Source organism: Meiothermus hypogaeus, assembly GCF_003574035.1.
Classification (GTDB): domain Bacteria; phylum Deinococcota; class Deinococci; order Deinococcales; family Thermaceae; genus Meiothermus; species Meiothermus hypogaeus.
The window spans coordinates 1-24,245 of sequence record NZ_QWKY01000008.1 but is presented as its reverse complement, the minus strand read 5'-3'; the positions used below and the strand labels follow the sequence as shown (position 1 = coordinate 24,245).

Below are 24,245 nucleotides of genomic sequence, written 5' to 3'. Positions count from 1 at the left end.
TATCCATCCTCAGCACCCTTTACACAATTTTCCCCAGCCCCAATTCGGAAAAACGACCCCACCCTATCTCCAACCTGCGCCCATAAGAGATCAGGAGCTTCCAGGCGAGGTCGTGCTCCATCCGCTTGAGCAGACCGTAGCCCAGCAATACCGCATAGATGTGAAAGATCAGCCCCCGGGTTTTGCGGTAGGGGCGTTCGCTCAGCCCCAGTCGATCCAGGCTGGAAAAGACGCTCTCGATGATCCGATGCCCTCGCAACAAGTGAAGCCGCTCCAGCGGTCCGGCCAGGCCGGTACTCAGGCGCCGCTCCCGCTCGCTATGGGGCCGCATGTTCCGTTCGGGCCACCTCCGCCTTGAGCCCTCGGCTCAGGTAGCCCCTGTCTCCTGGGACCACCCCATACTTCAACCCCCGTAGCAGCCGCACGGCCACCGTCACATCATGCTCCTGGGCCGGGCGCAACAGCACCCGGCGCAAATAGCCCCGGTCGTCCACCTGGGCGTGCAAGCGCAATCCGTAAAAGTGCGTGCGGTTGGCATGATCCCGCCCGATACGGCCGGGGAGTCTAACCCGCTTAGCCCGCGCCAGGGCAGCGGTGGGCAACTTCTTGGAATCCATGCGCAGGCGCAGCGGAGGGTTTAGCAGAGCCGCCAGGGCCTTGACGGCCAGCACCATCTGGCCGAGCAGCTGGGCTTTGCGCTCACAGAAGGTAGAGGGTGCAGGGACTGGCTCCCCCTGGCTTCGCAGCCAGAGCAGCAGAACCTGGGCGTAGCGGAAGCGCCAGAGATGCTGGTAGACAGCCAGGGCGATGATGAGCTCATCGCTGTAGCAGGGCTTACGTCCTTGCGGGGCTTTCTTGCGTCTGGGCAACAGCAGGGCTTCTATGGCTGCTACAATCTCTTGCAGGGACGGGTAGTATCGCATGGCTAACCTGTCCCTTATTTTCTAGTAGGTGTCAAGTCCTTTTCCGAATTGGCGTAGTACACCGTCGTATTATTCCCTTTACGCCACATATTTATTGGCGAACTTTTGCCGGGCATCGTGTACCGTGAACTGCCAGCGCACCGTGACCCTCCGTCGGTTGCGCTCAGCCACCCAGGCGCGTACCTCCCGCTCTAACGCTTCCTGTGTCCCAATCCGGCGCTGCAAACACTGCCGGGAGAGGGCCGACAGCTCGATCTCCACCATGTTCAGCCAACTAGCCCTGGGAGGGGTGTAGTTCCACTCACACCGCTCCATTAGGTCAAAGGCTTCCTCCGCGGGCAGATGGGCATAGAAGGAGGCGGGGCTGTGGGTGGAAAGATTATCCTGCACCAAGCGAATCCGCTGGGCTTGGGGAAACTGCTTCTGCAGATACTGCATGAACTGGGTGTACTCCCGGCCGCTTCGCCGGGCATAGACCTGAACCCAGCGCTGCCCGGTGGCCGGCTCAAAGGCCACGAACAGACTACAGCTTCCGTTCTTCTGGTAGGCGTAGTGCTGCCGTTTAGCCTGCCCTGGCTCCATCGGCACAGGACTCAGTACCTCGCCAATCAGGAAGCAGGGGCGTTCGTCAAAGCAGACCAGGGGATACGCGGGATCATAGGGGAGCGCGTACAGGTGGAGCGCGTACAGGTGCAATAGGTGCTCCATCCGGGCCAGAAAGCCCGCGTCCAGCTTGCCTAGACACCAGCTTCTGACCTGTTGGGGTTGGAGTTGGTTTTTTTGAGGATGCGTCCTACCGTATCAAAGTGGATACCCTCCACCCAGCCCAACTCCACCACCCGATCGGCCAGCAGCCGCAAGCTCCATCGGCCATACCCCTCGGGAGGGTCGCTGCAGGCCAGGGCGGTGATCTTGGCCCGCAGATTTCCATCGAACAGGGGCTTGCGTCCTGAGCGAGGCCGGTCGTAGATGCACTGGAGGCGTTCTTGCTGAAAACGCCGCCGCAGGTTGACCAGGGTGACGCGGCTGAGGCCTACTTGCTGAGCGATCTCCTGATCCTTGAACCCCTCATGGGCCAGCAGCAGGGCTCGGGCCCGTTTGTAGACCCGTACCTCCACGGTGCGCTTTTTGCACAGGTGCAGCAGGCTGCTGCGCTCTTTCCTTTGCAGCTGTACTGGGTATAGTTGCTTTTACATGTTCTCAGTGTACGGGTATTTCTACGACTGTGTATTAAGTACACCGTCGTAGAGATGGCTATACCTGGGGATTTGCCTTTCCAAGACAACCCCACCCTTGCCCTCCCCTAGCAGGGGAGGGTAGGCAGTGTATGGGGGTCTATACGACGCTGTATTAAGATCGTGCTGTTGACTGGACTTACGCCAATATATTAGTCTCGAGGCAATAGCGTTTACACTCCGTTGCCATTACGAAAGTCGAGTTTGCTGTGCTTAGCTCAGGGCAGATCGGCCTCGGTTTCCGTATGCTAGAAAGGAGGTCGTATGGAAGAGTTCGAAAACGTCATACAGCTTCAAGCCATGCAGTCGCTAGAGGAAGAGGATTACGGAGATTGGGACTTCTGCGACCACACTTGCTCGATTAGCTGCGGTCATACCAGTTCTTACCTCGCTTGAAGTCCTAAGTTGCGGCCCTCCCGACGGCCGATCTGCCGACTCAAGGTGGTACTGCAATGAATGCAAACGGGGAAGTTATTCCTTTCACCATTGCCGACCCCTACCAGTTTGAGACCATCGACTATTATCCCTGGCGCTCGCGGGCGCTGCTTGAGATCCTAAAAAGCCACCTGGCCAGCACGTCCGGGTGGCGCTATGAGATCGAGGGCATCTGGACCTACGTTCTACGCCCAGGCCAGGCGCTGCCTGGCCAAGGCTGGAAGCTGCACCTTTCGGCAACCCCCCATTCAGCGCCGGAGGTGCTCGAGCGTGTCCTTCCCGTTTTGCTTGAGGTGGGAACCCTCTTCAAGTTCATCGTGAGCACGGACCTACTCTACGTGGTCAACGCACCGTATTGGCCTCGAGGTATCTCTGGCAAGTTTATCACCATCTACCCAACCGAGGAGCCGGAGTTGCGTTACCTAGCTGAGCGGTGCTACGAACTCACGCGAGGATTGGAGGGGCCTCGAGTGCTATCCGACCGCCCCTACAAACCTGACGGCATCGTGTTCTACCGCTATGGCGCCTTCAAGCCCCTGTTCCGGCTGGGCGCCGACGGATTCTACATGCCGGTGATGGTGAGCCCGAGCGGGGAGGAGGTGGAGGACAAGCGCAATCCCTGGTTCTCCGCGCCCCCCTGGACCCGGGATCCCTTCCGACCGCCACAGCCCCAGGCCCCCCAACCAGTGTCTCAGCCGTCGAGCCAGGGCGGCTTGGTGTTGAAAGAGCGCTACCGGGTGCTGAAAGCACTGCATTTTAGCAACAAGGGTGGGCTCTACAAGGCCCTTGACATCCACACTGGTATGGAAGTAATCCTCAAGGAGGCCCGGCCGCACGTGGGCACAGATCCGCAGGGGTACGACGCGGTGTTCCGGCTGCAGCAGGAGTACGCCATGCTGGAGAAGCTGGCCTCTACGGGGACGGTGCCCCGGCCGCTAGACCTTTTCGAGTACGGGGGACACACCTTCGCGGCTGAAGAGCTGGTACCTGGTCGCACCCTGCGCAAGCACCTAGATGCGGCTTCGAACCAGCCTTGGATCGAGGTCAAAGGTCTGATCAGGAAGCTGGTGCGTCTCTTGGGGGTGGCTCACGAACGAGGAGTGGTGCTGCAGGACTTCACCCCCAACAACGTCATGGTCACCCCTGAAGGCGATTTGCGGCTTATCGACCTCGAGCTAGCCTTCGACACCGCAAGGGGCATCTACATCTTCGGTGGTACGCCCGGATACATCTCTCCTCAGCGTAGTATCCAGCACCCACCCACAGTGGCTGATGATCTGTTCAGTCTGGGTGCGGTATTGCACTTCGTCCTCACCGGCCGCCACCCTACTTTGCACATGCGCGACGAAGCCCCTGGCCGTAGCATCCCTGAGCAACTCGGCCCGATCCTCTGGGCTATTGCCGCCGAGCGGGGGTTACCAGCAAAGGCCGCGGCGCTGGTGCTGGAGCTGATGGACGATGACCCCCGGCGGCGTCCCACCCTTGAGGAGGTTGCTCGGCGCGTGGACGCTCTACCCGAGACCTTGGTTGCACGTCGTTCAGGCTGCCTGCGCATCGCCCGCGAGGCTGAACTGGCGGAAGGCCTGGCGGGAGTCATCGGCTATATCGCCGACAAGGCGCAGTTCGCGCCCTCCGGAGGCAGCCACCACCGGGTGAACTGTCCTTGGCCCACCAACTGGGTCGGCTACAAGGCCGATCCCATCAGCATACAGTTCGGTGCCAGCGGGGTGGGCCTCTTCTTGCTACGGGCCATCCAGGCTCACGGCCGCAACGATCTCGAACCCTTATTGCGCCGAACCGCTGAATGGTGCGCAGCCCGGCTCTCGGCCGAGCCCAACCGGCCACCAGGCCTGTACTTCGGGTTGGCGGGGCCCCTGTTGTTCTTGCACCGAGCTGCCCGCCAACTAGGTGACGGTGCGATGGAGGAACAGGCCGCCGGACTAGTAGCTGGGCTGCCCACCGACTACCCGCTGCCTGACATAGCCCATGGGGCGGCCGGGATCGGGCTTACCCATCTAATGCTGTTCGCTGACACAGGGAAGATACAGTTCCTGGACAAGGCGATGGAGGTGGGCGAATACCTCGCACACACGGTCCGGGTGCTCAACGGCTCGCTGGCCTGGCCCATCCCTGCTGAGCCCCACATCCGCGAGTTTAGCGGCAAGGAGTACTACGGTTATGCCCACGGCGTGGCGGGGATCGTCACCTTCCTCATCTACCTGAGCTTGGCCAGCGGTAAGGACCGCTGGCTTGATCTGGCCGTCCAAGGAGCTCACACCTTGTTGCGAGCAGCCCAGCGTGTGCGAGGCCGCTGGTACTGGGACTTCGGCCCCGGCGATCCCCGCCGCTGGCCCCACTGGTGTAACGGCTCGTCGGGCGTGGGCACTGCGTTGATACGCCTTTACCGGGTCACGGGCGAGCACTGCTACCTCGAGGCCGCGATGGGGGCGGCACGGGCGGTTATGGCCGAGAAGTGGGGCTCGACCCTCACTCAATGCCATGGGCTGGCGGGCAACGGGGAGCTCCTGCTGGACCTATGGGAGGCCAGCGGCGACCCCCGCTTCCGCCGCTGGGCCTTGCACTTGGCCTGGTTGGCCTACCTGCATCGAATCTACTACCGCGGCCGCTGTGCCTTCCCGGGAGAGGGGATGCTGCGTCTGCAGGCCGACCTTGGCACCGGGATGGCAGGGGTGGGATACTTCCTCAGTCGATGCCTGGCTGCAGGACCCCGGATGCTGATGGCAGATGAGTTGTTCGATCAGAGGGGGTGGCACCGGCAAAAGGAAAGTGAGCCTGCGACCTTGCTCCCGGCTTGAGGATGTGATAATTGTGATAATGAATATCATGCTGAGTCCGGTGGTTTCGAGCAGCACACCCGTGTTGCAGGCGACCGGCCTGCGAAAGCGCTACGTGGGGAAGCAGGGGCCGGTCGAGGCGGTGCGGGGGGTCTCGCTGCAGATTGACGCGGGCGAGGTGCTGGCCTTCCTGGGGCCAAACGGAGCGGGCAAAACCACCACGGTTAAGATGATCTGTGGCCTGGTCCTACCCGACGAAGGGGAAGTGCGCATCCTAGGAGAGAACCCGATGCAGAGCTCCCGGGCCCTACGGCACGTCGGGGCCGTGCTGGAGGGCAACCGCAACCTGTATTGGCACCTCACCCCGATAGAGAACCTCGAGTACTACGGCATGATCCGCGGGTTACCCCGCCGGGAGGCCCGCCAGCGCGGGTGGGAACTGCTGGCGCAGCTGGGCCTTGGCGATAAGGTTCGCGAGAAGACCCAGAGCCTCTCGCGGGGCATGCAGCAAAAACTAGCTCTGGCAATGGCGCTGATCCACCGCCCACCGCTGCTGCTTTTAGATGAGCCCACGCTGGGGCTCGACGTGGAATCGGCCATCGCCATGAAGCGCATGGTGCGCGAGCTGGCCCGCGCTGGACAAGCCGTGTTGCTGACCACCCACCAGCTCGACGTGGCCGAGGAGGTGGCTGACCGGGTAGCCATCATCCGGCGGGGGGAACTGGTGGCTGAGGGGCCCCCAGCTGCGCTCACCGCGCGCTTCGCTGCAGGAACCTATGTTCTGGAGCTCGCCCAGCCCCTCGATGCCGTCATAGCCCGCCGCCTGGAGGAGCTGGGCGTCGCGCACCCCGAGCCGCGCAAGCTGACCCTGCGGGGGGATGCCCAGCTATTCTGGCAAGTGATGGAGGCGATCCGGCCGGCAGAGGTGGTGGCGGTGCAGCGCGATCGTGCGACGCTGACCGAGACTTTCCTGCAGCTTATCAAGGAGGAGAGCGATGCTTCCGGTACTGCGGCTGCTGTCCGCTGAGGTCTGGCGGGTATGGCTCAACTTCCGCCGCTACCCCAACGAGGCCTTCGCCAGCATGACCTCCTTCACCATCCTCTTCTACGCTGTGGTAATGGGGGCCCAGGGCGCGACGGCTGGCCCGCTGGCCTTGGGCAGCGGTTTGGAGGCCCTAATTGTGAGCTTTGTGCTCTGGTACTTGGCGGTGATCGGCCTGGGCAGCATGGCTTGGGGGATCCAGACCGAGGCCCAGGTAGGCACCCTCGAGCAGCTCTGGCTCACCCCCCACGGCCTGTGGCGGGTACTGGTGGCCCGGGTGGCCGCCTTCGCCACCCTGCAGCTGGTGCTGACCGGTATCCTGCTGGCGGCAATGCTGCTGCTGACCGGTCGCCGCCTGTTCGTGCCGCCGGAGAGCCTGCTGGCCGCCCTTCCCTTCCTGTTGGGGGTCAACGGCCTGGGCTTCGTCCTGGCCGGGCTGGCAGTGACCTACAAGAACATTGTGGGCACCATCAACCTGGCCCAATACTTGGTGATCCTGCTGATCGCGGTGCCGCCTAAGGCCTGGCCCGCTGCGCTGCAGCCGGCGTACCATCTATTCCCCCTGGTTCCCGCTGCCGAGGTGCTACGGCAGCTGATGGCCCAAGGCGTGCCTCTGCCCGAGACCCCCTGGGCGGCAGCGGCGGCTAACGGGCTGACCTACTTCGCCCTGGGGCTGCTGTTCTACCGCTGGGCCGAGCGGAGGGTGCGGCGCAGCGGAAAGCTCAGCGGCTACTGATCTGCCACGGCCGTCGCCAAGGGTGGACTACGCTCGAGCGGCAGCCTATTTTCCTAAATCCCGGGATTAAAAGTAGCACGAATTTTTCACCCCAGGCTCCGCCGGTAGGTCAAGGCTTCGGCCAGGTGGGTCTCCTGGATGCGCTCCGAGGCTGCCAGGTCAGCGATGGTGCGGGCCACCCGCAGGATGCGGTCGTAGCTGCGGGCGGTGAGGGCCAAGCGTTTGGTGGCCGCTTGCAAGAGGGCCTCACTGGCAGGGGAAAGCACCGTGTGCTGGCGCAGCGCTCTACCGAAGAGTTCACTGTTGAGCTTCCCCTGGCGGGCCTTCATCCTTTCCCTTGCCGCCAGCACCCGTTCTCGCACCGCTGTTGTGGACTCCCCTTCGGGGGCGCGGGCGAGTTCGGCGGGGGTGAGGCGGGGGACTTCCACCACCAGGTCGAAGCGGTCGAGCAGGGGGCCGCTGATGCGGTTCACGTACCGGGTGCGCTGGGCGGGTGTGCAGGTGCAGGGCCTTTCCGGGTCACCGTGCCAACCGCAGAGGCAGGGGTTCATGGCGGCAATCAGCAAAAAACGGGCCGGGTAGGTAAAGCTGGCCCGGGCCCTCGAGATGGTGACCACGCCATCTTCCAGGGGCTGCCGCAACACCTCCAGGGCATCGCGGGAGAACTCGGGGAACTCGTCCAGGAACAGCACCCCCCGGTGGGCCAACGAAATCTCGCCAGGCTTGGGAATGGTACCGCCGCCGATGAGCCCGGCATCGGAGACGGTGTGGTGGGGGCTGCGAAACGGCGGGGTTTTGATGAGGCCCTTCATTGGCCGGCCGGCGGCAGAGTGGATGCGGGTGACCTCGAGGGCCTCCTCAGAACTCAGGGGTGGCAAAAGACTTACCATCCGCTTGGCCAACATGGTCTTGCCCGAGCCCGGCGTGCCGCTCATCAGCAGGTGGTGGGCTCCGGCCGCGGCAATCTCCAAAGCCCGCTTGGCTTTGGCTTGGCCCTTCACATCAAGCAGGTCGAGCGAGGTTTCCAGCGCTTCGATTCCAGGGCTCGAGCGGGCCATTAGCAGCTCCTCCTGCCCCAGCAAAAAGCGCACCAGTTGCGCCAGGTGGGTCGCCCCAAAAACCTGCACCCCTTCAATCAGGGCGGCTTCCTCGGCAGAGGCGTGGGGCATGAGGAGCTTATATCCATCTTGAAGCGCCCCCAGGGCCAGGTTCACCGCCCCCGGAACCGGGCGCAGTTCGCCATCCAGCCCCAGCTCGCCCGCCGCCGCAAAGCCTTGCAGGGCTTCGGTCGGAATGCTCCCCTGGGCACAAAGCAACCCCAGGGCGATAGGCAGGTCGTAATGGGTGCCTTCCTTGCGCAGTTCTGCCGGGGCCAGGTTAATGACGACGCGTCCCTGCGGATAAGGAAAGCCTGCGTTCTTGAGGGCAGCCCGCACGCGCTCGCGCGATTCCTCCACGGCCTTATCGGGCAGGCCCACCACCGCGTAGAAGGGCATCCCCTGAGAAACATCCACCTCCACCGTGATGGGCTGGGCCTCGAGGCCAAATAGACTATAGGTTCGTACTTGCGCCAGCATAGCTACCGACTTATAGCTTAGCGGGCCGGTTTGCAAATTCTGGGTAATTGGGAAGGTTCCGACCAGAGGCAAGGCAGGGGCCCCTTCCCCTGGGCTGTTATGCTGTTAGCCAATGAACGACCATCCCGACATGGATGAGCAAGACCCGGTCCAAAACACCCTTCCCCGTCGCCTGATTGGGGAAGTAGCCTATGTGCTGCTTCTTTCGGCGCCCAGGATGATCGCCGAGGGCATCAAGGCGCGACTGGAACAGCGCCGGATTCCGGTTTACCTCGAGACCCCTTTTACCAGCTTTGGCCTGCCCGAAGCCTACCTGGGCACTTACACCGGGGATGTGAGCCTCTGGGTGCCCGAGGTATTGCACGAGGAAGCTGTGCTGATTGTGGAACGCGACCACCAAGGAGAGCCATCATGAGCGTAGTGGGGATAGACCTGGGCGGAACCAAAATTATGGCGGGGGTGCTCTGCGAAGGCGTCATCAAGGCCAGGGTTACGGTGCCCACACCAGAAGAAGGGGGCCAGGCCGTTATCGAGGCCATGGCCCAGGCCGCTCGAGCCGCCATCGAAGCCGCAGGGGTGGTGGTTCAGGCCATTGGTCTGGGCACCCCCGGGCCGCTGGACTTCAAGCGGGGCCGCATCAAGTTTGCGCCCAACATTGCCAACTTTACCGATTTTCCCATTGTGGAGCTGCTCGAGCAGGCTACCGGCTACAAGGTCTACATGGAAAACGACGCCAACGCGGCCGCACTGGCCGAACATAAGCTGGGCGCAGCCCAGGGCGCCGAGAGCACCCTCTACATGACGGTCTCGACCGGGGTCGGGGGTGGTTTTGTGTGGGGCAACAAGGTGCTACGTGGCGTAAACGGCCAGGGGGGCGAGATCGGGCACATCACCATGCAGCCCGGCGGCCCCCTGTGCGGCTGCGGGCTGGATGGCTGCCTGGAAGCCTTGGCGACAGGCCCCGCCATGGAGCGGATGGCCCTGGCCTCCTTCAAGCGAGAGATGGGCACCCGCGAACTCTTTGCCCTGTTCCAACAAGGCGATCCCAGGGCCAGCCGGATCGTGTTGCAGGCCGCAAGCTGGGTGGGCATTGCCCTAGCTTCGTTGGTGAAGTGCTACGACCCCGAGGTGGTGGTGCTGGGGGGCGGGGTGGCGCTCAACGCCGGCCCAGCTTATCTGGACGAAGTGATGCGCTCGTATCATCGCTACATGGAAAACTGGATCATCCCGCCCGTCCACCTGGCCAAGCTAGGGAGCGAGGCCGGGCTGCTGGGTGCGGCCCTAACGGCGGCCCTCGAGGTCGGCGAGGCCTAGCCAGCGTTGTCAAAAGCACACTATTTCATCCAGGGCCCACGTACACTCGCTGCTGGCTATGATTATCATGTACACCACCTCCTGGTGCCCCGACTGCCGCGCTACCAAACAAGCCCTCTCGACGCTCGGCCTGCCCTATACCGAAGTGGACATCGAGCAGGACTCGAGCGCTGCCGAACTGGTGATGAAGGTGAACAACGGCAAGCGCAGCGTACCGACCCTGGTTTATGGCAACCACGCCACCTCGATGAGCCGTTTCTCCATTACCAAGCTCAAGAGCTGGCTCGAGCAAGTGGGCCTTCATGCAGGCAGCTACCAGACGTAATACCAGATTCGGTTAGTTCGTCACCCGTTGGTGACGAACTAACCCGACCGAAGTTATCCGCGTAGCGGAGGGCGATACCGCCCCTTGGAAGTTATCCGCGTAGCGGAGGGCGATACCGCCCCTTGGAAGGGAGACGCTTTCTTCGCCGACCGACAGTGAAGGGCCATCGGCCCCCGGCTAGCGCCGGTACTCAAGGGAGGGGGGTGCTCTAGGATTTCAAAAAGACAGCCTCTGGTGTTTTTTGGTTTTGTAAACTGTCTTTTTGAATCCGGTATAAGGTCGTTACGGTTTCCAAAGAGCCGTCCAGCCAGATCAAAACCGGAGCTCCACGCCCCGGTTTTTGTTTTGGAGGATTCAGTATTTCCTCGCGGCTTCTACCGCGCTACGAAAAAATTCGAGCACCTCTACTTTTGGCGCAGACTGGGCCTGGGCTGCCGGGGCGATGCGGTAGGAAGTGACCTCGAGGTCAATCAGGCCGCTTTCGGCGCTGCTGGTGAGGCGGATGCTGGCCCCCGCCGGAACCCGGAACCAGAGGTCGAGCTCTTCTTGCAAAGGCAGCAACAAGGCATTGTCGGCCAGAGCCCCGGCCTGGATGCCATGAAGGAAAATCACCCGGGCCTCGCGGGGCTCCTGGATCTCCAGCATGAGGGGCGCCGCACGGCCCGAAATGCCCACCCCCAGGGGGTTCTCCACATACACGTGACCCTTGAGGTGCAGCAGGGAAGCTTCATCGTGGCTGGCCCACATAATGCCCGAGGTGGTGGCCTGGGAAGGGGTACGTACCCAGCGCACATGGCGGCCGTCCACTTCAAAGCCCTGGCCAAAACGGGCTTCTTCTAAGAGCGCCAGCTCGCTGCCCCGGGCCATCTCACCCACGCTCGGCCCCATCGGGAGGGCTTCGTTCATGCCCAGCCAGGCCTTGAGGCCGTAGCGGGTCCAGCCCGGCAGGGTATTCACAAAAGTGCCCCAGTCGGCGGTGTCACCGGCCATCAGGCGGTGGTAGGCCTCGGCCATGCGCTGTTCTTCCATGGCGCATTGCAGGGCAGCCTGGCGGTGGTACTGCTGGCGGCGCCCCGGCTGCAGCCCCAGGTACAGAACCCGGCGGCTGGCATCGTCGGAGAACTGCCACTGTCCGGCATAAACCAGCCAGCCCCGGCGCTCGAGCTCGTCCAGATAGGGCGTGGCCTCCAGCGCATCCAGCAAGCCCTGGCTGTAGGGGCCGGGGTGCACCGAGAGGCGCTCGAGGGCCAGGCGCGCCTCCAGCGAAAGCATGCGGGCCTCGAGCTGTACCTGGGCCCGTACCCGCTGGGGCAGGGGCACTTCGGCGCCGGTATGGGGCACCGCCAGCAGCTCGCGCAGGTGGCCGGGCGAGCCCCCCGAGGCCAGGAACAGGCGCGCCGCCTGGGCAAAGGGCAGGTTTGCGAGCATCGAGGCGCGGGCTTCGGCCCACGAGAGGGGCGGCAGGGTGATGTAGCGGGTGCGTTCGGCGGGATAGTGGCTGCGCAACTCCAGGATCAGCTTGGGGTCTTCCCCATAGGAGGAGCGCTCAACCACCCACAGCCCATCGCGGTCGGTCAGGATACGCTCCATGGAGACATCGGTGTAGGGCGGGCGCAGGTAGTGCAGCGCCTTGCCACCCCCCCTGGGGCCTTCCAAGAAAGGCATCCCCAGGGCTTTGGCCAGGGCCTGGGCAAAAGCCGTGCGCCCCGAGCCAGGCCGGCCCATCAGGATCAGCACCGAGGGCAGGGTCAGTTGTGAAGCCACCTCCTGCACCAGGCGTTCGCGTCCGACGGTACCCGAGCTATTGGCCATGAGCTGTGAACGCTGGCCCTCGAGCCAGGCTCTAAACTCCACCGAGAGCTCCTCCAGCCCTTCCATGGGTGCCCCGGGCGAAGGGGTACGATCCAGGGAGACAAAGGGCGGAAGTTGCAAGGGATCTTCGCCTGCTTTGAACAGGGTATAGCCCAGGGGGGCCAAGGCCTGGCTCAAGCGATGCAGTTCGACCCGCAGGTTCTGCGAGGCCGCCGAATGTCCCCACAGCAGGTCGGCCAACACTTCACGCCGGGTGGCTCCTTCCAGGGCCAGGTAGTACAGGATGGCCAAACCCTTGCGCTGAAGCTTTAGCTCGCGGCCTTGATACTCCAGCCGGGCTGGCCCCCATAGTTTGAGTTGGATTGGTCCTCCAGCTTTATTCATGTCTACACTCCTTGCAAATCCCCCTGGGGCGTGGCTAAAGTCCCGGTGCAAATCCCTTGCCGGCAATATCCGCGATATTCGCGGAGCATGAGTGCATTGGGGTATACGACCAGGGCCGATTTAGCACGGGATTGCTTCCACAACCCCTGCCGGGAAATAGACGTAGCCCGGTGACGATCGTCACCGATTCGAGTCTTTTGCTCTTTACCTCCCTTTCTCAAGCGTGAACTCCTTCGTTAAACCTCTCATGCAGAGTAACACGGTGAAAGGGAATCTCGTGGTCAAAATGCACAACCCAGGTCACACCCCTTTTTGGGGGTGCCGGTCGTTAATCAAAAGGTAATTGCTCTTAGCGCAACAATCCTCCATACAGCAACTCACTACGTTCTGCTGGGCCTATTTCAAATCTAAAGCAACCGCAGCGCTATGCCGCTTTCCCTTCCAGCCTGCACCGCTGTGATGAATAAACACCCCAAACGTTGGTACTGTAGGACAATCACCCCTATGAAACACATCCAGGCATTGATTCTTCTAGCCATCTTCAACGCGGCTTTGGCCCAAAGTCCATGGCCTCCAAGGCTCGAGCAAGGCCAGGTATGGAACTTCGTCATCGAGGTCCAGGGCCAGCGCCTTGCCTGGAACGTGCGACTGGGCACAGCCCAGAACGGCATCTTCGAGGCCCAGGCCCAGGGGGTGGACACCCGGGCCGCCCAGGTGGCCTACTTCGCCGAGACCCTGCCCGGCACCAACTACAAAAACGTGCTGGTGTTCGACTTCAAGGCCCCCACAACGGCCTCGAGCGTTACCTCGCCTTTTACCTGCCTCATCCAGCCGGACGGCAAGGGCACGGTCGCCCTGGCCGGAATCCCCTGCTCGGCCACACTGGGCAGCGCCGCCGCCGGCACGTCGGGCAGCGCCAGCGCCCCCATCTGGCTCAAAGAAGCCCGCAAGGAGCCGGTAGTAGGCCAGACCTGGCGCCTCGAGACCTTCAACGTGGCCTGGAACCTTACGCTGAGCAAGGCCGAGAGCGACGGGTTCTCGGGCAGTGCCAAAATTGTGGAAAACCGCAGCGGCGACCTGCTCCCTACCGACTGGGCCATGCGCCTGTACTATGTAGGCCGCACCCTGCGCCTGGATGTTTCCGTGGGGCAAGCCCTCATCTCATGTCTGCTGGACGACCAGTTCCAGAATGCCGTGGACGGCGTGCTGCGCGGCGAGGCCAAACTTTACAGCCAGGGCCAGCAGGGCAGCCGGGGCCAGAGCGGTTGCCGGGTGATGCTAAACCCCCGCTAAGCGAAGCTCGAGCCAACCCATTCCCCTTAGAGCGTGTCTTCTGGGGCTTGTTTTTGTATTGGCCCTGGCATTCAGGCTTTTATCGTTTCCCCTTTCCCTCTACCCCCGTGGTAGGGGGTGGCGTCACCGGCAGTTAGCCTGGTGCTCGTTTTGCCCAACAGGCCACTTCTGATGGCAACCCGGTGTTGCCGGGTGAGGGGGCTGCAACCCATGCTTCCAAGCAAATGATAAGAACCTGCCCTGGCATTGGGCTTTGCGCTTTCGGCCTTTGGCTTTAGGCTATATCTCGTGCCAGGAATTGCCATCATTGGAGCCCAGTGGGGCGACGAAGGAAAAGGTAAAGTAACCGATGCCCTCGCAGAGAATGCCGACTTTGTGGTGCGCTACCAGGGCGGGGCCAACGCCGGCCACACCGTGGTAGCCCAGGGCAAAACCTTCAAGCTGAATCTCCTGCCCACCGGGGTCATCCACCCCCAGGCCACCAACATCCTGGGCGACGGGATGGTGATAGACGCCTTCCGCTTTGCCGAGGAGATGCAGAACATCCGCGCCGAGGGTTTAGAGCCCCGGGTGCTGGTCTCAGATAAGGCCCATCTGGTGCTCCCCCACCACAAGCACGTGGAGTCGCGTAACAACTTCGTGGGCACCACCAAACGGGGCATCGGGCCGGCCTACTCCGACCGGGCCCGGCGGGTAGGCATTCGGGCGGGCGATCTGCTGAACGAGGCGGTATTGCGCGAGCGGGTCGAGACCCTGCTCACCGAGAAACCCAACTCGACCCGGGAAGCCGGCTGGGACACCCCCGCCAAAGCCCTGGCCGACCTCGAGCGGATGCGCGAAATTCTGGCCCCCCACATCGCCGATACCGGCCACCTGCTGCGCGAGGCCATCAAGCATGGCAAAAAGGTACTCTTCGAGGGCGCCCAGGCCACTTTGCTCGACCTCAACTACGGCGACTATCCCTACGTGACCAGCTCACACCCCACCGTAGGTGGGATTATTGTGGGCACCGGGGTAAACCACAAGGCCATCAATAAGGTCTATGGGGTGGCCAAAGCCTATGCTACCCGGGTGGGTAACGGCCCCTTCCCTACCGAGCTCCACGGCGAAGAGGACGAGTTTTTAAGGCAGAAAGGCGGCGAGTTCGGCGTGACTACGGGCCGGGCAAGGCGCACCGGCTGGCTCGACCTGGTGCTGCTCAAGTACGCCTGCGAGGTCAACGGCTTCGATGGGCTGGTGATAACCAAACTGGACGTGCTTTCGGGCTTTCCCACCGTGAAGGTGGGCGTCGAGCACCTTCCGGATGGTAGCGTGAAGTACGAGGCCATCCCCGGCTGGGGCGACCTATCGGGCATTGGGAGCCGCGAACAGTTGCCCGCCAGCGTCAAGCGCTTCATCGAACTAATTGAGGACTATACCCAGACCCCGGTGGTGATGTTCTCCACCAGCCCCCGGCGCGAGGACACCTTCGGCGCGGTAAGCTGGGTTTAGCGCAACACCTCCCCCGGCTTGATGCGCAGCGCCCGCCAGAGGGGCAGGAGTGAAGCCAGCATCACCACCAGCAGGCTAAAGCCTGAGACCCACACAAAGTCGGAGGGCTTGATGTCTACCGGGAGGCGGGTCAGGAAGTACAGTTCGCCGGGAATCTCCACCGGGCGCCACTGAAAATAGCTGGACAGGCCCCAGCCCAGCAGGTTGCCCATCAGAATGCCCAGCGCACCCAGAATAAGGCCCTGCAAGGCAAAGACACCGGCTACCTGGGTTCCCCGGGCCCCCATCACCCGCAAGAGGGCGATGTCGGGGGTTTTTTCGATCACCGTAAGCACCAGCACGCTGGCCATGCCCAGGGCCGCCACCACCACAATCAGGAAGACCACAATCCCGATCACCCGCTTTTGCAGGGCCAGTTGCTCTATGAGGGTGCGGTTGCTGGACTGCCAGGTCTGGGGGAAGTAGGCCCGCCCCGCCAGAGCCGTCCCCACCTCGGGGGCTTTGTCGGGGTTGCGCAATCGCAACTGATAGCCCGAGAGCGCATCGGGCTGCTCCATGAGTTCGCGGGTGTCGGCCAGGGTGGTAAAGGCAAACCCGGCATCGAGCAGGTAGTTGCCGGTCTGGAAGGTGCTCACTACCTCGAGCTGAATTCGCTTCTGGTTGATCGAGACCAGAAACAGCTTGTCGCCCGGATAGGCCCCCAGGCTGCGGGCCAGGGCGCTCCCCAAAACGATGCTGCCGTCTTTGAGCCTGGACAGGTCGAGCTCGGGGTAGACGGCCTGTCCACCCGCCCCCAGCCCAATCAGGGTGGCGAAGTCGGCCCCTGCCGAGCGGCCTGCCTCGGCTCGGCGGGTCAGCAGGGCCTTGGTCAGGAGCACCGGTGCCTGGCCTATTACCTCCGGGTGGGGCGGTGGAACCGGGCTATCCTCGGGGTTCAGGCTTTGCAGGTAGAGGTGGGGCACGGCTTTGAGGGTAGCTTCTACCAGCCCCTTAATGAAGCCGTTGGTGAGCGAAAGCGCGGTGGTGAGCACCATAATCCCCACCGCCACCCCCAGGAGCGTGATGAGGCTCTGGGTGCGGCGGTAGCGGAGTTGGCGCAGGGCAAGAAACCAGACGAAGCGCATAGATGGGGGCGAGGGTCGAGAGCCCTGCGATTTTTCGGCCCTCGACGCTCGAGTATCTTACCCCCGGCCTCGTTGGATCACCGTTACCCGGACGTTGCGCACCCCAAAGCGGATGGCGGTGCTGCGGTCCGGCAGCCACACATCCAGCCGCTCCCGTTTGCGGGGGTGCATGGTGTCCTCTACAACAAAAACCCGGTCTTTGAAGAGGTAGTTGAAGCGCCCCTTACCCACCCCCGCCGGGGTGCCCAGGTCCTCGAGCATCACCTTGGAGCCATAAGGCAGTTCGCGCAGCATATCCCGGCTTACTGCGATGATGCCGATGCGGGTGCGGGCCCCGGTAGCGGTGATGAAGGGGGTGCTGTCGGTTTCCCGCACCGAGGAGGTGTAGGCCGTGGCCTTGAGGGTCATCACCCGAGGGGCCTGGGCCCAGCCCAATCCAAATACTGCCAACAGCAGGATTAGACTCGGAATGCGGAGACGAAATAGCCGTTCCATACCACTCGAGGGTAGGGGGGCAGTTCTCAGGTTCCCTTAGAAATAGGCGTCACGCCTCTCATTCATTTGTGAGGTTTAACTGGAGTACTAACAGATTCTTTTAATTTTTGCTTGCTGGACAGAGGTAATTCATGATTGTGCTTTATGAGTTCAACCTAAAGGGTTTCTTGAGTTTTCTCATCTCAAGCATGACGGCTCCCTGACAAAGTTTATGGATCGGCATACCAAATTTACATCGTGCTGGACGAGTTTTATCTCCAAAAAATCGACAGGCTTGCATTACGCCTGCGGCGTACAAAAGTAACGCTTACCCGAAACACCTTGTCGGATTTGAACATCCGACCATGTCTGTGGGGGTGGGTTCGAATTATTCCAGCACGGCGAGGTAATCGTAAAGGTCAGGCCCTCCGGGGTGAATCTCAAGACTGAGGTCGGGAAAGGCTTGGGAAATCCGGGCCGCCAGGGTGTTTAGGGTGTCTTTTGTGACCGTAGGACCGTGGAAAATGGTCAGTATTTCGTAGTCGCCCTCCTGGGAGGCCAGCTGGATCATATTGAACAGGGCGTCCTCGGGGGTGTCGGCGGCCAGGGCCAGTTTATCGTCGCGCAGGCCAATGGGCTGGCCCTCGGTCACGCTCACCCCGCCAATCTCCACGCTGCGGCTGGCCCGGGTGACCTCCAGGGTGACCGCTCTCCTGGAGGCTTCTTCCATCTCGGGCAGGAGTTCGCTCGAGGGCAGGTCGGCCTGGTAAAGCACGCTGGCAGCCAGCCCCTGGCCCATGGTGCGGGTCGGAATCACGTACACGGTCTTGCCCTCGGCCAGACCTGCCGCCTGCTGGGCCGACATGATCACGTTGCTGTTGTTGGGCAGCACTATTACCTCGGGGTTGGGGAGGCTTTTGATGGCATCCAGGATGTCCTGCACGCTGGGGTTGGCGGTCTGGCCTCCGGCCACAATGCGGGCCCCAAACCCCCGGAAGGCCTTGACCAGTCCCCAGCCGTTGGCCACCACCACCAGGCCCGTGGGCGGGGGGGCTTCGTCGGCAGCCCCGGCCATGGAAAGGATCTCGGTGTGCTGCTGCGACATGTCCTCGACCTTGGTACGCACCATCTTGCCGTAGCGGGCCACGCTGGCCAGCAGGCCGTCGGGATCGTTGGTATGGATGTGGCCTTTGACGTAGCCCTCGGCCCCTACCACCAGCAAGGAGTCGCCAAAGGACGACACCGCCTCGCGGATTTTCTCCACGGGTTCGGCCACCCCTTCCATTAAAAACTCTGTGCAGTAGCCGAATTCTTCCTCCTCGAAGGCGGTCTGGGCATACTTCTCGATTTTTGGCGGTTCGGGCAAGGGCAGGCCCTTGAGGTAGCCCTCGAGGCCCTCCACAAAACGCAGCAACCCCACGCCGCCCGCATCCACCACCCCGGCCTGTTTGAGCACCGGCAGCAGCTCGGGGGTGCGGTCGGAGGCTTCACGGCCACTTTGCAGAGCCCCTTGCAGTACCTCCTCGAGGCTGGCTGCCCCATTTTCCATAGCCTTGCGGGCCCCTGCGGCAATCCCCCGCGAGACCGTCAGGATGGTGCCCTCCACGGGCTTCATCACCGCCTTGTAGCCCATGCGGGAGCCCTCCTCGAGGGCCTGGGCCAGCAGGGCCGGAGAAACCACGCTGGCCTCTTTGATTGTCTCGGCAAACCCCTTGAGGATTTGCGAGGTAATAACCCCCGAGTTTCCCCGCGCACCCAGCAACGAGCCGTAGCTAATGGCCCGCGCCACATCGCTCATCTTGCTGGTGTCGGCCAGATCTAGCTCCCGCCGCACCGATTGCAGCGTGAGGTGCATGTTGGTACCGGTGTCGCCATCCGGCACCGGATACACGTTCAGGGCGTTGGTCTCCTCGACATAGACCGCGAACCAATCGGTCGCATAGCGAAAGGCCCTGGCGAGTTCAGCAGGCGAAAGAGCCTCAACCACGGCTCACCCCCACCACATGGATTCGCACGCTGGAAAGCTCGGCCCCTGCCAGGCTTTTGGCGGCCCAGTGCACCCGCTCCCCAATGCTATCCACCACCGTGGGAATGCGTGCACCAAAAGCCACCACCACATACAGATCGGCTTGATACTTACCGGCGGCGTTCGGGTCGGGCTTGACCACCACCCCTTCGCTGGCCTCACTGCGACCCAGGATACGGCTGATGGATTCGCGGATACCGGCAGGACTCATCCCGAGCACACCCGGCACTTCATGCGCAGCCAGGCCCAAGATAGCCGCCAGCGCGCTTTCCGTCACGGTAATGTTCCCTTTCAAAATTGGCCTCCAGATTTGCCTAGTTTACCCTTCAACCCCACCCTCTCCTAATAGCCGGAAAACTATTGCACGGGGTTGATTTGATCCCTTATGGCGCAACTATAACGCACCCCAACTCAGTTTCCAAGCTTTCAATGAGGACTGTTTATCCCCCTAGCCCATGAAGGTTATGTACAGGTATTAGCGCCCGTTGACATTTTCGATCAGGGTAGCTTCCAGCCGGCCAAAATCACGCCCGAAGATGATACGAACCGGCGTACGGCGGGCGTCCAGGCGATACCAGACCTCCACCAGCAAATCTTCGCGGGCGAAGCGGTAACCCACCAGGCCATTGCTTCCAGGCAGAACCTCCAGCCGGCCCTCGGCCAGTTTGGGGTAGTCCACAGCACGAATCAGGCGGGTTTCGGGGCGAACCCGCAGATAGTAGATGAGCGAGACCTGATCCATCACCTCTTCACTGGCGCTGTTCCAGCTTGACTGTTTGCCGTCAGGATAGACCACCCTGGCGCGGGAGCCGTTGTGCTCCTGGCGCTCGAAATAGAGTCGGGTAGTGCCCTTGAGGGGTTCGGTCAGGACTTGCCAGAAGCGATCTGTGAAGAAGTCGTAACCGACCTGGCTCTCCGACTCGAGGCCATAGCCCAGCGCCTGAGCCAGTCCGGTGGTCTCGAGCTTCAGGCGAAAGCGCCAGCCCCCCTCTATGGGATCGGCGCTGAGGTAGAGGCGGCCTACCCCGAGTCCCTGCCAGGTTACGTTGTAAACCAACCGTTCACCCGGCAGCCAGGGTACAGCCTGCGCCAGGGCGGGCGGGCCCAGGATCGCCAGCACCCACAATAGAAACCACCCTCGATAGCGCATAGGCTTTCCCCAGCGTACAGCAAGCGCCTGCGATGTTCCGGGTAGGGCGGGTGCAGGGGCACGTTTTATTAAGGGCCCCCGCTCCCAAAAAAGTACTAACAAACACGCTACAGGACTGTTATAGAGCTGCCCTGGGCTCGGTGTAGGGCAACCCGAAGGCTTCCGCTACGCCCAAGCAGGTCAGCTTGCCCTGGTGGGTATTGAGGCCGAGCATCAGGGCCGGGTCGTCGTGAAGGGCATCCAAACCTTTCTCAGCCAGTTTGAGCAGGTAGGGCAGGGTCTGGTTGGTCAGGGCAAAGGTAGAGGTGCGCGGCACCGCCCCCGGCATGTTGGCCACGCCATAGTGCAGCACCCCATCCACCACGTAGGTGGGGTCGGCGTGGGTGGTGGGGTGAATGGTCTCTACACAACCGCCCTGATCTACCGCCACGTCCACAATCACCGCGCCCTCCTTCATGGTGGAAAGCATCTCTCGGGTAATCAGCTTGGGGGCTTTGGCCCCGGGAATCAGCACCGCCCCAATAAGAAGGTCGGCGTGGCGAATGGAAGCCGCCACGTTGGCCTCGGTGGAAGAAAGGGTAATCACCCGCCCACCAAAGACATCGTCGAGGTACTGCATCCGGGCCTTGCTCACGTCCAGGATGGTCACCTGAGCGCCCATGCCCAGGGCAATTTTGGCGGCGTTGGTGCCCACAATGCCTCCGCCGATAATCACCACGCTCGCCGGCGCCACTCCCGGCACCCCCCCCAGGAGCACGCCGCGCCCGCCGTGGGGTTTCTCCAGTGCTGCGGCACCCACCTGGGGGGCCATGCGCCCAGCCACTTCGCTCATGGGCAGCAGCAAGGGCAGCGAACCATCCTCGAGCTGCACCGTTTCGTAGGCAATGCCGGTGGTACCCCCCTCGAGCAAGGCTTTCGTGAGGGCCTCGTCGGCAGCCAGGTGTAAGTAAGTGAAGAGAATGAGCCCCTTGCGCAGATACTTATACTCCTCGGCAATGGGCTCCTTGACCTTGACCACCAGGTCGGCGGCCCAGGCCTCCGCAGCACTTACAATTTCGGCCCCGGCTTTCTGGTACTCGGCATCGGATATCCCCGAGCCCACCCCGGCGCTCTGCTGTACCAGCACCTTGTGCCCCCGCCGTACCAGGCTGGTCACACCCCCGGGTGTAAGGGCTACACGGTTCTCGAGCGTCTTGATCTCTTTGGGCACACCAATCACCATAGCTACCTCCTGTTTTTTTCAAGCTTAGACCGGTCTGCTGTCAAAGAAAAGCAAGTTTTTATGGACTATAAGGACTTTAGCTTTACGTACTTAAGCCATAATGATCGATATGGCTTCCAAACTGCTTGACAAAATCAACATCGCCATCCTGAATGAACTACAAAAAGATGGCCGAATCTCCTATAGCGAGCTCGGCCGACGGGTGGGGCTCTCGACCCCCGCCGCCACCGAGCGGGTGCGTCGCCTGGAGGATGTCGGCATTATTTCCGGCTATGGGGCGCGGATCAATCCCGGGGCCCTGGGTTACACCATCACCGCCCTGATCGAAGTGGCTACCCCGCCGGGCCGCTACCAGCAGATGCTCGAGTTTGCCCGTACCACCCCTGCGGTGCGCGAATGCTATTTTGTGACCGGCGAATCTTCCTTTGTGGCCAAGGTCATAACACCTTCAGTGGAGCACCTGCAAGAACTCATCCAGCAGCTTGGCTTCTATGGCAGCACCCGTACCTCGGTGGTCTTATCCCAGCCCATTATCAAGGAGACCTTCGAGGTAGGTTGAAGGCTGTAGAGGGCCGATTGAGATTAGATGCTTACTCCTTGAATACCCGCTTGATGCGCAGCTTGAAACCATCCCCCTCGGCCATGGCCACCAGGCGGCCCTTGGGGCCAACCAGGGCCACCAGTCCCTTGGCCGGGATGGGCAGCGGTACGCCCTCCATCACCCGTTTGGTCTCGGTGTGGGACAGCTCCACGCTGGGACAGGAGAGGGCCTCGAGCTCGTCCAGGGTTTTATTCACGTCCAGGCGATCGATCTCCTGGGCCTGCTCGAGGCCAATCCTGCCTACCCGGGTTCGCACCAGCCCCGAAAGGAAGGCCTTGCTGCCCAGTTGTTCGCCCAGGTCTCGAGCAAACGAGCGTATATAGGTACCAGGCCCTACCACCAGACGTATCACCGCAGTCGGGTAGGCGCCAAGGGGCCTAGGCAACTCCACCTGGCGACCCCGTTCCGATAGTTGCCAGCCCGCTGCCGAGTGGGCAATGCGGTAGGCAATGGGGGCCGGGTCGTAAGCCAGCAGGGTCACCTCGTGATACTTGACCGGGCGGGCCTCGAGCTTTAGCGCCTGTCCTTTACGCGCTGCCTCGTAGGCCTTGATGCCCCCCACCTTCACCGCCGAGTAAGCCGGGGGCGTCTGCTCCATCAAGGCCAAAAATGCAGGCAAGGCCGCTTCAATCTCGCGTTGGGTTGGACGCCGAGAACTTTCTTCTACAATGGGCCCTTCAGCATCTAGAGTATTGGTAGTCGCCCCAAAAGAAACCCAGGCGAGATACTCCTTTTCTTCTGCAGACAAAAATGGTACCAGCTTAGTCGAAACATCCGATGCCAGGATCAAGACCCCAGTAGCCAATGGATCGAGGGTGCCGGTGTGGCCCACCCGGCGTGTGCCCAGCAGTTTTCGGGCCATGTCTACCACGTCGTGCGAGGTGCGGCCCAATGGTTTGTTCACGGCAAATAGGGCCATGCCAGCGGATTCTACCCAGAAACCCCCAAAAGGGGTAGGCTCAGTAAGTCGCCAAAAGCCGCAGGCCGAAAGTAGTAAAAGCTAGAAGATGCACCATGTTCTAAAATTGAACTACTGCCGCAAAAAAATAAGGCTCCCCATCCTACCCAGGATGCCGCAATACATTCCGCTTTCGGCTTTCAGCCAATTGCGTAAACTGCTGGCATGAACTGGCAACAGCGTTACCAGCGTTTGAAGTTTGACCAGCCCAGTGAAGGGGTGCTCGAGGTCATCCTCTCCAATCCAGGCCGCCTGAATGCCGCCGATAGCCAGATGCACCGCGAGCTGGCCTATGTCTGGCGGGATATCGATGCCGATGAAAATATTGGCGCGGTGCTGGTGCGGGGTGAGGGCGGGGCCTTCAGCAGCGGCGGCGACTTCGAGATGATCGAGGAGATGATCCGCGATTACGAGGCCCTACTGCGGGTCTGGAAGGAAGCCCGCGACCTGGTATATGGGGTGGTGAACTGCTCGAAGCCCATCGTGGCGGCCATCGAAGGCCCGGCGGTGGGGGCCGGGCTGGCCGTGGCACTGCTGGCCGACATCAGCGTGGTCGGCAAAACTGCCCGCATCGTGGATGGGCATGTGCGGCTGGGAGTGGCAGCAGGCGACCATTCGGTAATGGTCTGGCCTTTGCTGTGTGGGCTCAGCAAAGCCAAGTATTACCTTTTGCTCAACGAGCCCCTCTCGGGGGAGGAAGCCGAGCGCATTGGGCTGGTGTCCCGCTGCGTGGAAGATGGCGCGGTCTATGCCGAAGCGCTCAAAATTGCACAGAAGCTGACCCAGGGCTCCCCCACCGCCATTCGCTTCACCAAGTATGCCCTCAACAACTGGTTGCGCATGATGGGGCCCAACTTCGACACTTCATTGGCGCTGGAGTTTATGGGCTTTCTGGGCCCCGACGCCAAAGAGGGGCTGGCGTCCCTTCAGGAAAAGCGCAGGCCCAGGTTTCAAAAGAAGTCTCCGCTGTAACAATAGCGATCAGGCTCTTATCGTTTTCTCTTATTCCTCTCCCCCTGTGGTAGGGGTGGCGTCGTCGGCGGTTAGCCTGGTGCTCGTTTTGCCCAACAGGACACTTCTGATGGCAACCCGGTGTCGCCGGGTAAGAGGGCTACAACCAATGCTTCCAGGCAAATGATAATACCAGATTCGGTTAGTTCGTCACCCTTTGGTGACGAACTAACCCGACCGAAGTTATCCACGTAGCGGAGGGCGATACCGCCCCTTGGAAGTTATCCGCGTAGCGGAGGGCGATACCGCCCCTTGGAAGGGAGACGCTTTCTTCGCCGACCGACAGTGAAGGGCCATCGGCCCCCGGCTAGCGCCGG

23 protein-coding genes are annotated in these 24,245 nt (G+C 62.0%); 10 read left to right on the top strand and 13 right to left on the bottom strand.

Annotated features, from left to right (window positions below; all coding sequences use genetic code 11):
• Positions 1 to 19: 19 nt before the first annotated feature.
• From Mhypo_RS03490 to Mhypo_RS03475, 4 genes are all read right to left on the bottom strand, one after another.
• Positions 20 to 331 (bottom strand): hypothetical protein, encoded by a 312-nt coding sequence (locus Mhypo_RS03490; protein ID WP_240637097.1) that lies wholly within the window; start codon positions 329 to 331, stop codon positions 20 to 22.
• The gene (locus Mhypo_RS18490; RefSeq protein WP_240637096.1) at positions 318 to 923 is read right to left on the bottom strand and encodes a transposase; all 606 of its coding nucleotides are present in this window, start codon (positions 921 to 923) and stop codon (positions 318 to 320) included. The genes Mhypo_RS03490 and Mhypo_RS18490 overlap by 14 nt, the downstream gene beginning before the upstream one ends.
• Positions 924 to 1,001: 78 nt before the next feature.
• Positions 1,002 to 1,655: an IS630 family transposase gene (locus Mhypo_RS03480; RefSeq protein ID WP_240637105.1), complete on the bottom strand. Its 654-nt coding sequence runs from the start codon at positions 1,653 to 1,655 to the stop codon at positions 1,002 to 1,004.
• A 5-nt stretch (positions 1,656 to 1,660) separates the two neighbouring features.
• Positions 1,661 to 2,041: a helix-turn-helix domain-containing protein gene (locus Mhypo_RS03475; protein WP_170148203.1), complete on the bottom strand. Its 381-nt coding sequence runs from the start codon at positions 2,039 to 2,041 to the stop codon at positions 1,661 to 1,663.
• A gap of 569 nt (positions 2,042 to 2,610) precedes the next feature.
• Here Mhypo_RS03475 and lanL point away from each other — a divergent pair.
• The 3 genes from lanL to Mhypo_RS03460 are packed head-to-tail and all read left to right on the top strand — an operon-like array spanning position 2,611 to position 7,166.
• Positions 2,611 to 5,409 (top strand): class IV lanthionine synthetase LanL, encoded by a 2,799-nt coding sequence (gene lanL, locus Mhypo_RS03470; RefSeq protein WP_119339910.1) that lies wholly within the window; start codon positions 2,611 to 2,613, stop codon positions 5,407 to 5,409.
• A 19-nt stretch (positions 5,410 to 5,428) separates the two neighbouring features.
• Complete coding sequence (locus Mhypo_RS03465; protein WP_240637095.1) at positions 5,429 to 6,415, top strand: ABC transporter ATP-binding protein; 987 nt, start codon at positions 5,429 to 5,431, stop codon at positions 6,413 to 6,415.
• A complete protein-coding gene (locus tag Mhypo_RS03460; RefSeq protein ID WP_119339909.1) occupies positions 6,384 to 7,166 on the top strand; it encodes an ABC transporter permease in 783 nt (260 codons plus the stop codon). The genes Mhypo_RS03465 and Mhypo_RS03460 overlap by 32 nt, the downstream gene beginning before the upstream one ends.
• Before the next feature lie 86 nt (positions 7,167 to 7,252).
• On the opposite strand, the gene Mhypo_RS03455 is transcribed toward Mhypo_RS03460, so the two are convergent.
• Positions 7,253 to 8,743, bottom strand: coding sequence for a YifB family Mg chelatase-like AAA ATPase (locus Mhypo_RS03455; RefSeq protein ID WP_119339908.1), 1,491 nt, complete (start codon positions 8,741 to 8,743; stop codon positions 7,253 to 7,255).
• A gap of 112 nt (positions 8,744 to 8,855) precedes the next feature.
• Here Mhypo_RS03455 and Mhypo_RS03450 point away from each other — a divergent pair, with 112 nt between their 5' ends.
• From Mhypo_RS03450 to Mhypo_RS03440, 3 genes are read left to right on the top strand one after another with little or no spacing between them, the layout of a single operon-like run.
• Positions 8,856 to 9,158, top strand: coding sequence for a hypothetical protein (locus Mhypo_RS03450; RefSeq protein ID WP_307724521.1), 303 nt, complete (start codon positions 8,856 to 8,858; stop codon positions 9,156 to 9,158).
• Positions 9,155 to 10,057, top strand: coding sequence for an ROK family protein (locus Mhypo_RS03445; RefSeq protein WP_119339907.1), 903 nt, complete (start codon positions 9,155 to 9,157; stop codon positions 10,055 to 10,057). The genes Mhypo_RS03450 and Mhypo_RS03445 overlap by 4 nt, the downstream gene beginning before the upstream one ends.
• Positions 10,058 to 10,115: 58 nt before the next feature.
• On the top strand, positions 10,116 to 10,382 hold the full coding sequence (locus tag Mhypo_RS03440; RefSeq protein WP_119339906.1) for a glutaredoxin family protein: 267 nt from the start codon (positions 10,116 to 10,118) through the stop codon (positions 10,380 to 10,382).
• A gap of 354 nt (positions 10,383 to 10,736) precedes the next feature.
• On the opposite strand, the gene Mhypo_RS03435 is transcribed toward Mhypo_RS03440, so the two are convergent.
• The gene (locus tag Mhypo_RS03435) at positions 10,737 to 12,578 is read right to left on the bottom strand and encodes a transcriptional regulator (RefSeq protein WP_240637094.1); all 1,842 of its coding nucleotides are present in this window, start codon (positions 12,576 to 12,578) and stop codon (positions 10,737 to 10,739) included.
• Between the two features lie 504 nt (positions 12,579 to 13,082).
• Between Mhypo_RS03435 and Mhypo_RS03425 the strand changes: the two genes are divergently transcribed.
• Together Mhypo_RS03425 and Mhypo_RS03420 are read left to right on the top strand one after the other, a co-directional pair.
• Positions 13,083 to 13,871 (top strand): hypothetical protein, encoded by a 789-nt coding sequence (locus Mhypo_RS03425; RefSeq protein ID WP_119339905.1) that lies wholly within the window; start codon positions 13,083 to 13,085, stop codon positions 13,869 to 13,871.
• A 288-nt stretch (positions 13,872 to 14,159) separates the two neighbouring features.
• On the top strand, positions 14,160 to 15,362 hold the full coding sequence (locus Mhypo_RS03420; protein ID WP_119339968.1) for an adenylosuccinate synthase: 1,203 nt from the start codon (positions 14,160 to 14,162) through the stop codon (positions 15,360 to 15,362).
• Here the strand turns inward: Mhypo_RS03420 and Mhypo_RS03415 are convergent.
• The 6 genes from Mhypo_RS03415 to ald all read right to left on the bottom strand — a co-directional run bounded on the left by Mhypo_RS03415 (position 15,359) and on the right by ald (position 21,358).
• Complete coding sequence (locus Mhypo_RS03415; protein WP_119339904.1) at positions 15,359 to 16,486, bottom strand: ABC transporter permease; 1,128 nt, start codon at positions 16,484 to 16,486, stop codon at positions 15,359 to 15,361. The two genes, Mhypo_RS03420 and Mhypo_RS03415, sit on opposite strands and share 4 nt — an antisense overlap.
• A 57-nt stretch (positions 16,487 to 16,543) precedes the next feature.
• The gene (locus Mhypo_RS03410) at positions 16,544 to 16,981 is read right to left on the bottom strand and encodes a 3D domain-containing protein (protein ID WP_240637093.1); all 438 of its coding nucleotides are present in this window, start codon (positions 16,979 to 16,981) and stop codon (positions 16,544 to 16,546) included.
• Between the two features lie 367 nt (positions 16,982 to 17,348).
• A complete protein-coding gene (locus Mhypo_RS03405; protein ID WP_119339903.1) occupies positions 17,349 to 18,947 on the bottom strand; it encodes a DAK2 domain-containing protein in 1,599 nt (532 codons plus the stop codon).
• On the bottom strand, positions 18,940 to 19,281 hold the full coding sequence (locus tag Mhypo_RS03400; RefSeq protein WP_119339902.1) for an Asp23/Gls24 family envelope stress response protein: 342 nt from the start codon (positions 19,279 to 19,281) through the stop codon (positions 18,940 to 18,942). The genes Mhypo_RS03405 and Mhypo_RS03400 overlap by 8 nt, the downstream gene beginning before the upstream one ends.
• A gap of 180 nt (positions 19,282 to 19,461) precedes the next feature.
• A complete protein-coding gene (locus Mhypo_RS03395) occupies positions 19,462 to 20,136 on the bottom strand; it encodes a DUF3108 domain-containing protein (protein ID WP_240637092.1) in 675 nt (224 codons plus the stop codon).
• Positions 20,137 to 20,254: 118 nt separating this feature from the next.
• Positions 20,255 to 21,358: an alanine dehydrogenase gene (ald, locus tag Mhypo_RS03390; protein WP_119339901.1), complete on the bottom strand. Its 1,104-nt coding sequence runs from the start codon at positions 21,356 to 21,358 to the stop codon at positions 20,255 to 20,257.
• 109 nt (positions 21,359 to 21,467) lie between these two features.
• On the opposite strand from ald, the gene Mhypo_RS03385 reads away from it, so the two are divergent.
• Positions 21,468 to 21,917 carry an Lrp/AsnC family transcriptional regulator gene (locus Mhypo_RS03385; protein ID WP_119339966.1) on the top strand — a complete coding sequence of 150 codons (450 nt, stop codon included), beginning with the start codon at positions 21,468 to 21,470 and terminating at the stop codon, positions 21,915 to 21,917.
• A gap of 31 nt (positions 21,918 to 21,948) precedes the next feature.
• On the opposite strand, the gene truB is transcribed toward Mhypo_RS03385, so the two are convergent.
• Positions 21,949 to 22,878 carry a tRNA pseudouridine(55) synthase TruB gene (gene truB / locus Mhypo_RS03380; protein WP_119339900.1) on the bottom strand — a complete coding sequence of 310 codons (930 nt, stop codon included), beginning with the start codon at positions 22,876 to 22,878 and terminating at the stop codon, positions 21,949 to 21,951.
• A 204-nt stretch (positions 22,879 to 23,082) separates the two neighbouring features.
• Here truB and Mhypo_RS03375 point away from each other — a divergent pair, with 204 nt between their 5' ends.
• Positions 23,083 to 23,889: an enoyl-CoA hydratase/isomerase family protein gene (locus tag Mhypo_RS03375; RefSeq protein ID WP_119339899.1), complete on the top strand. Its 807-nt coding sequence runs from the start codon at positions 23,083 to 23,085 to the stop codon at positions 23,887 to 23,889.
• Positions 23,890 to 24,245: the final 356 nt, after the last annotated feature.